We start from the raw sequence: 1,704 nt of genomic DNA on the forward strand, positions 1-1,704 counted from the left end.
TAAGGGGCTGCAGAGCATTAACACGTCGTCTTGATCTTGTTGTGGGGCTCGCCGGTTTGGGCGAGGACCCGGGCTTGGAGGGCTGCAAGGGCGACGGGTGGCGTCGTTGCAGGTGGGATGTCGACGCCGTGAGTCTCGAATAGTTTCCTGTTCTTCAGGAGCGTGCGGTGCATCGCGGTGCGGCTGCTGCCGAACAGTACGGCCAAGGGCTCTGCGGCCAGGGCAACCCGCAGATGAAGCACGGTGGCCAGGACCTGCTCGGAGAAGGCGAGGCGGGGCGGGCGGCCGCGCCGGGCATCGCCGTCGAGGGTCAAAGTTTGTGTGAGGGCGTCCAGTTGTTGACGGGACATCCCGGTCAGCGCCGGATCCGACAGCAGGGCCTGGTCCCACTGCGGGGCCGCCGCCTGGGGAGCGCGGGCCGCCGGGACGACGGGACATGACTGCGGGTGCAGGGCATAGTTCCATTCGCCATGGAAAGCGTGCCGGGTCAGCGGCATCGCTGCCATCTCCGCGTCACCGATACGGACTCCGGTGGGATAGGTGTTGGTGTCGAGTGCGGCATTCACACGCAGTCCGGTGCGGGTGGTGGTCGCGACGATGGACTGCACGATGACTTCGTGGCTGGTCAGCGGGCGACCGCGCCAGTTCATGGTGATGTGGGAGAAGAGCCGGTGCTCGATCTTGTTCCACTTCGACGTGCCGGGCGGCAGATGACACACGGTGATGGTCAGCCCCGTTTCGGAGGCAAGCCGGGCCAGTTCGAGTTTCCAGGCCCGGGTGCGGTAGCCGTTCGAACCGCCCGCGTCTGCGGTGATCAGCAGCCGTGCTGCCTGCGGGTAGGCGTCCTGGCCCTGACCGTGCCACCAGCGCCGGATCGACTCGACCGCGAACGCGGCGGTGTCGTGATCGGTGCCGACGTTGACCCAGCCGGTGTTCGCCTCGATGTCGTAGATCCCATAGGGGACGGCCTTGCCCAGTTGCGGGTCGGCGAAGTCGTGGACGCCCACCCTCACCGGATCACTTGTCGGCCGCCACTGTCGGCCGCTGTTCTTGAACTCTCCGACGAGTTCCTTCTTCTTGGTGTCCACGCTGATCACCGGCTGGCCGGCGTCCCGATGATCGCGGACCTGCTCGTTGAGATAACGGAACTGGACATCCCGGTCGCAGTGCTGGCCGCCCTCCAAGGTCTTGACGTTGGACTGCAGGCTGAAGCCTTCCTCCCGCAGCAGATCAGCGACGGTGTCGGCACTGACCTTGTGCCCTGCCCCAGCCAGTTCCCGGGCAAGAGTACGGGTCGACTTCACTGTCCACCGCAGCGGCGACATCGGATCCCCACGCTCGTCCGGCTCGACCAGCGACAGCAAGGCCGGACGCAGCCCCGGGTCCAGATCTACGACCCGTTTGCGTCCTCCGCCTGGCCGCCGCACCCGCCCCAGAGGCTCCTCTCCTGCCTCAAGCTCGAACACGCCCTTGCGGACCGTTGTCTCACTTATCGCCGCGGCCTGCGCGACGGCCCGGATGCCGCCATGGCCCAGCATCCGGGCCTCCGCGGCCATCAACAGCCGCCGCTGCCGCTCGTCCAAATGCGGGAACAACACCATGAACTTCAAGGCGAGTTGGTCACGAGTTTCGTCCGCGATGCGCATACCACAACAACGACAACCAGAACCGGAAGCAACACCTTGATTCCCGGCAAGCCCTAAG

Annotated in this window: 1 protein-coding gene; it reads right to left on the reverse strand. The window is 66.0% G+C overall.

Features of this window, described 5'->3' with window-relative positions; genetic code table 11:
• Window positions 1-17: 17 nt before the first annotated feature.
• Window positions 18-1,646 carry an ISAzo13 family transposase gene (locus ACIO3R_RS39520; protein WP_402111956.1) on the reverse strand — a complete coding sequence of 543 codons (1,629 nt, stop codon included), beginning with the start codon at window positions 1,644-1,646 and terminating at the stop codon, window positions 18-20.
• Window positions 1,647-1,704: the final 58 nt, after the last annotated feature.

This window comes from Streptomyces sp. NPDC087428, from assembly GCF_044744085.1.
In the GTDB taxonomy this organism is placed as follows: Bacteria; Actinomycetota; Actinomycetes; order Streptomycetales; family Streptomycetaceae; genus Streptomyces.

Excerpts from the sequence above, each read along its gene's own strand:
- ACIO3R_RS39520 (WP_402111956.1), bottom strand. The coding sequence starts at position 1,646 with ATGCGCATCGCGGACGAAACTCGTGACCAACTCGCCTTGAAGTTCATG.